The sequence below is a fragment of the Lonsdalea britannica genome (assembly GCF_946477055.1).
GTDB classification, from domain to species: Bacteria; Pseudomonadota; Gammaproteobacteria; order Enterobacterales; family Enterobacteriaceae; genus Lonsdalea; species Lonsdalea britannica_A.
In genome coordinates this window covers 1-5,318 of sequence record NZ_CAMKXG010000244.1, presented here as the reverse complement: position 1 = coordinate 5,318, position 5,318 = coordinate 1, and the positions used below count along the sequence as shown (strand labels likewise).

Below are 5,318 nucleotides of genomic sequence, written 5' to 3'. Positions count from 1 at the left end.
TCGACTTCTCTTCCAGCCTGCGCGAACGCGTAGGCACACTGAAGGGCGCCGATGCAAATATCCTGCTGCAGGTGCGTGACTCGCTCCCGCTGATGCCGGGTCTGGAACAAATGGTCAAACAGCTGCAGGAAGCCGGTTGGCATCTGGCGATCGCCTCTGGCGGATTCACCTTTTTCGCCGATCATCTGCGCCAGAAGCTGAATCTGGTGGCAGCGGTCGCCAATACCATGGGCATGCGCGACGGCAAGCTGACCGGCGACGTGGAAGGCCCGATCGTCGACGCCCAATATAAGGCGGACACCTTACGGCAATTAGCCGACAAGCTGGAGATCCCCCTGGAGCAGACGATCGCCATCGGCGACGGCGCCAACGATCTGCTGATGATGAAAGCCGCAGGACTCGGGATCGCCTATCACGCGAAACCCAAGGTCTATGCGCAAACATCCACCAGCATCCGCTATGCGGACCTGACCGGCGTGCTGTGTATTCTCAGCGGCAGCCTGCGACACGAACAACGTTAAATAAAGAAGTGAGGTAAACCGTGGCAAAAGCCGCTAAACGCGCCTTCGTCTGCAATGAGTGCGGCGCTGATTATCCGCGCTGGCAGGGGCAATGCAGCGCCTGCCAGGCCTGGAATACCATCACGGAAGTCCGTCTGGCGGCCGCGCCGTCGTCGGCACGCAACGACCGCTTCGCCAGCTATGCGGGCGACAGCGCCGGGGTCAGCAAGGTACAGAAGCTGTCGGACATCAGCCTCGAAGCGCTACCGCGCTTCTCCACCGGTTTTCAGGAGTTCGACCGGGTGCTGGGCGGCGGCGTCGTGCCCGGCAGCGCCATTTTGATCGGCGGCAACCCCGGTGCCGGTAAAAGTACCCTACTGTTGCAAACGCTGTGCAAACTGTCCGAACAGATGAAAACCCTGTACGTGACGGGCGAAGAGTCGTTACAGCAGGTCGCGATGCGCGCGCACCGGCTCGGCCTTCCCGCCCAGAATCTCAATATGCTGTCGGAAACCAGCATCGAGCAGATCTGCCTGATCGCCGAGCAGGAGCAGCCGAAGCTGATGGTGATCGACTCCATTCAGGTGATGCACCTGTCCGATATCCAGTCCTCGCCGGGCAGCGTGTCTCAGGTGCGTGAAACCGCCGCCTATTTGACCCGCTTCGCCAAAACCCGTGGAGTCGCGATCGTGATGGTCGGGCACGTCACCAAAGATGGGTCGCTGGCGGGTCCCAAGGTGCTGGAGCACTGCATTGACTGTTCCGTGCTGCTGGACGGCGACGCGGACTCCCGTTTCCGCACGCTGCGCAGCCACAAAAACCGTTTCGGCGCCGTCAATGAACTGGGCGTTTTCGCCATGACGGAGCAGGGTCTGCGGGAAATCAGCAACCCATCGGCCATTTTCCTGAGCCGAGGCGATGAGATCACCTCCGGCAGTTCGGTGATGGTGGTATGGGAAGGCACGCGGCCGCTGCTGGTGGAGATTCAGGCGCTGGTAGATCACTCCATGATGGCGAATCCCCGGCGGGTTGCAGTCGGACTGGAGCAGAATCGCCTGGCGATCCTGCTGGCGGTCCTGCATCGTCACGGCGGCCTGCAGATGTCGGATCAGGACGTGTTCGTCAACGTCGTGGGCGGCGTGAAGGTGACCGAAACCAGCGCCGACCTGGCGCTGCTGCTGTCGCTGGTCTCCAGCCTGCGCGATCGCCCACTGCCGCAGGATTTAGTGGTCTTCGGCGAGGTCGGTTTGGCGGGCGAGATCAGGCCGGTGCCGAGCGGGCAAGAGCGGATCACCGAAGCCGCCAAGCATGGCTTCAAGCGCGCGATAGTGCCCTTCGCCAACATGCCCAAGAAGCCGCCGGCTAATATGCAGGTGTTCGGCGTCAAGAAGCTGGCGGACGCGCTCGCCATTCTGGATGATCTGTAACGGCAGATAGCTTTGGATTATGACCCGGCCCCTGTGGTATTTTGTTTAGTAAGCTAAACAAGGAGCGCCGGATCATGTCACCATTCGATTACCTCAAATCGGCTATTAAACAACAGGGCTGTACGCTACAGCAGGTTGCCGACGCCACCGGGATGACGAAAGGCTACCTTAGCCAACTATTAAACGCCAAAATCAAAAGCCCCAGCGCACAGAAGCTGGAAGCGCTGCACCGGTTCCTGGGGCTAGAATTCCCCTACCATCAGAAAAACATCGGCGTCGTGTTCGGTAAATTTTACCCACTGCATACGGGGCATATTTACCTGATCCAGCGCGCCTGCAGCCAGGTGGACGAACTGCACGTCATCATGGGGTTCGACGAAGAACGGGATCGCACCCTCTTCGAACACAGCTCCATGTCGCAGCAGCCGACCGTCAGCGACCGCCTGCGCTGGCTGCTGCAAACCTTCAAATATCAGAAAAATATCCACATTCACGCCTTTAACGAAGAAGGGATGGAACCCTATCCGCACGGCTGGGACGTCTGGAGCCAAGGCATCAAAAAATTCATGGCGGAAAAAGGTATCGAACCTAACTTCGTCTACACCAGCGAAGAGCAGGATGCGCCCCAGTACAAGCCCCATCTAGGGATCGACGCCGTGTTGGTCGATCCGAAACGTTCGTTCATGAATATCAGCGGCTCTCAGATCCGACAGAACCCGTTTCGCTACTGGGAATACATTCCCACAGAGGTGAAGCCTTTCTTCGTCCGTACCGTGGCGATTTTGGGAGGCGAGTCCAGCGGAAAATCGACGCTGGTCAATAAGTTATCCAATATCTTTAACACCACCAGCGCCTGGGAATACGGCCGTGACTACGTGTTTTCACATCTGGGCGGCGACGAGATGGCACTGCAATATTCCGACTACGATAAAATTGCGCTCGGACAGGCTCAATACATTGATTTTTCAGTTAAATATGCCAACAAAGTGGCATTTATCGACACCGACTTCATCACCACGCAGGCGTTTTGTAAAAAATATGAAGGACGTGAGCACCCGTTCGTTCAGGCGCTGATTGAGGAGTACCGCTTCGATCTGGTGATTTTGCTGGAAAACAACACGCCGTGGGTGGCGGACGGTCTAAGAAGTCTGGGCAGCACGGCGGATCGCTCGGAGTTCCAGAATCTCCTCAAAGAGATGCTGGCGCAGAATAACGTCGACTATGTCTATGTCACCGAGTCGGACTACGACAGCCGCTTTCTGCGCTGCGTGGAGCTGGTTCAAAACATGCTGGGGCACGACGGTCGCAGCATGAACTAAACCCAGTATGCCTTACGCCGGCCAGCGCCACTCGCGGGACGGCGTGAGGATTTCCGGGAGCGGGACGTCCCAATGGGCCGCTGGTACCTGCTCCACCTGCTGACAATCGTGAGCCAAACCGATCGGATAAGGCCCGCGCGTCTGCCAGTGTTCCAGCGTGCGATCGTAGAATCCCCCTCCCATCCCCAGTCGCTGTCCCTGATCGTCGAACGCCACCAGCGGGGTAAACAGAATATCGAGCTGGTGGGTCGGCAGCACCTGACGTACGTCTAATCGCGGCTGCAAAATATTCAGGCGATTGAGCGTCAGCGGCGTGTCGTGTTCATAACGCAGAAACAGCAACTGACCGACGCTGAACGGATGCAGAACGGGAAGGTACACCTGCTTGCCCTGACGCCAGAGCGCGTCAATCAACGGGGCGGTATCCAATTCGCCATCAAATGAGAGATAGGCCGCCACATGTCGGGCTTGCTGAATTCGAGGGTGTTCGATAATGCGTTGCGCCGCCTGTTGAGAGAAGCTCGCCTGCTGTTCGGCGCTAAGCGCGCGGCGACGCTGGCGTATACGCTGGCGGAGACTCTGGCGGTCAAGATCGGCGGAGCGATCGGCAGAAGAAGTGAGCGTCTGCATATCGGGTATCGGCCTGTTGGAAAGGAAGTAAGAAAAAGGAAGGAATCTCCGAGATGCCGCCGCAGGCTGTAACCCTTGAACCCTTGGTTCAAGGTGAACGTCACGTCGCAGTTTTTAGGCTTCTCGGACGGACCGAGCATGCGCACCAACCACAAGCACAACATTCTGTTGGTTGTAAATATCGGCTCAGGGGACTGGCCCGCTGGCAAACATCTCAGAGAAATTTTATTCGTTACTCGCTGTTACCCTAACATGTCTAACAGCGTTTTGTTACCCGCAATCCCCAACCTTTTTACCCAAATGCGCACTTATTCAAACTGGGCATCCTGACGGTCGGTAATGCGGCCTTGCTCCAACAGCGCCTGTTCAATGGTCTGCTGCAGCATGCGAATCCGTTGTTCCATATTGGAGGCATAGTCACGGGTTTTTGTCCGTTCCTGCGCCAGCTCATGGCACACATTGAGCGCGGCGATAAAGACCAGCTGCTCCGTGTTTGTGACTCTAGTGCGAACTTTGAGATCTTGCAACCGCTGGTTAAGATCTTCCGCAGCCTGATTCAACGCATCCTGTTGTTCTGGCGGACAATTCACTCTTAACGAACGGCCAAAAATTTGAATATCTACCGGTTGTGCAGACATGCCACCTTCCTGCCCTTGTGTCGTTTCGCGCCCGCGCGGATTTGATTATCTGGCGCTGCCTGGCAGCCCTTCCAGGTAAAAAGCGGGCGCTACTATATATACCCCAAATAGAAGATACAAGCCCTTTCTGGTATAGCAACGGAGCTTGGTGGTAGCATAACACGAACTCCCCGCAACGACGATGAATGCGCATGTCTATAGAGAACAAACTCCCTGGCTATGAAGCCATTGAACAACTACTGCAACAGCACCAGGTCGCCCTGACGGCGGCGGAAATGCACGGCCTGATCAGCGGCATTTTGTGCGGCGGTAATCACGACGACAGCTGGAAAACACTGGTGTCCGAACTGACCAACGACGGCTTGTCTTTCCCCCAGGTGCTGGCTCAGCCTCTGCTGGAGATTTACCAGATCACCCGCAATACGCTGGACGATGAAGGCTTCATGTTCCAGCTGTTCCTGCCGGACGATACGCAAGACAATGTGACCGTTTTCGAACGCGCCGACGGTCTGGCAGGCTGGGTTAACCACTTCCTGCTTGGACTCGGCGTGGTGCAGCCGCGTCTGGATAAGACGCAGGGCGAACTGAAAGAGGCGATTGGCGATCTGCGCAACATCGCTCAGCTTGGCTATGACGAAGACGAAGATCAGGACCAGTTGGCCCAGTCGCTGGAAGAAGTCGTCGAATATGTGCGGGTTGCTGCCATACTGTGTCATAACGAGTTCACTCATCCGGTGGTAACCGCCCCCGAACAAAAGCCGACGCTGCACTAACGTTCGGCTATCCGCTTTAGCGATCAGCGCC

6 protein-coding genes and 1 other RNA gene are annotated in these 5,318 nt (G+C 57.0%); 4 read left to right on the top strand and 3 right to left on the bottom strand.

Translation table 11 applies throughout. The features are described 5' to 3' along the window. The 3 genes from serB to nadR form a co-directional block, all read left to right on the top strand. Positions 1 to 521: phosphoserine phosphatase SerB (serB, locus tag Q7O77_RS14320; protein WP_304168606.1), on the top strand; the 521-nt coding region annotated here is incomplete at its 5' end. Positions 522 to 541: 20 nt separating this feature from the next. Then, entirely contained in the window at positions 542 to 1,927 is a 1,386-nt protein-coding gene (gene radA / locus Q7O77_RS14315) for a DNA repair protein RadA (RefSeq protein WP_304168604.1), read from the top strand. 74 nt (positions 1,928 to 2,001) lie between these two features. Beyond that, entirely contained in the window at positions 2,002 to 3,246 is a 1,245-nt protein-coding gene (nadR, locus tag Q7O77_RS14310; RefSeq protein WP_304168602.1) for a multifunctional transcriptional regulator/nicotinamide-nucleotide adenylyltransferase/ribosylnicotinamide kinase NadR, read from the top strand. Positions 3,247 to 3,258: 12 nt separating this feature from the next. Here nadR and Q7O77_RS14305 read toward each other — a convergent pair whose 3' ends face one another. From Q7O77_RS14305 to zapA, 3 genes are all read right to left on the bottom strand, one after another. Next, complete coding sequence (locus Q7O77_RS14305) at positions 3,259 to 3,876, bottom strand: 5-formyltetrahydrofolate cyclo-ligase (RefSeq protein WP_304168601.1); 618 nt, start codon at positions 3,874 to 3,876, stop codon at positions 3,259 to 3,261. Positions 3,877 to 3,917: 41 nt separating this feature from the next. Continuing rightward, positions 3,918 to 4,100: non-coding RNA, 6S RNA (gene ssrS / locus Q7O77_RS14300), on the bottom strand. 84 nt (positions 4,101 to 4,184) lie between these two features. Then, positions 4,185 to 4,514 (bottom strand): cell division protein ZapA, encoded by a 330-nt coding sequence (zapA, locus tag Q7O77_RS14295; protein ID WP_026739504.1) that lies wholly within the window; start codon positions 4,512 to 4,514, stop codon positions 4,185 to 4,187. A 191-nt stretch (positions 4,515 to 4,705) separates the two neighbouring features. Here zapA and Q7O77_RS14290 point away from each other — a divergent pair, with 191 nt between their 5' ends. Beyond that, complete coding sequence (locus Q7O77_RS14290) at positions 4,706 to 5,287, top strand: YecA family protein (RefSeq protein WP_304168598.1); 582 nt, start codon at positions 4,706 to 4,708, stop codon at positions 5,285 to 5,287. The last annotated feature ends 31 nt before the right edge of the window (positions 5,288 to 5,318 follow it).

What these genes read in the sequence shown, in the direction of transcription:
- nadR (WP_304168602.1), top strand. Translation starts at nt 2,002, where the DNA reads ATGTCACCATTCGATTACCTCAAATCGGCTATTAAACAACAGGGCTGT.
- Q7O77_RS14305 (WP_304168601.1), bottom strand. Translation starts at nt 3,876, where the DNA reads ATGCAGACGCTCACTTCTTCTGCCGATCGCTCCGCCGATCTTGACCGC.
- zapA (WP_026739504.1), bottom strand. Translation starts at nt 4,514, where the DNA reads ATGTCTGCACAACCGGTAGATATTCAAATTTTTGGCCGTTCGTTAAGA.
- Q7O77_RS14290 (WP_304168598.1), top strand. Translation starts at nt 4,706, where the DNA reads ATGTCTATAGAGAACAAACTCCCTGGCTATGAAGCCATTGAACAACTA.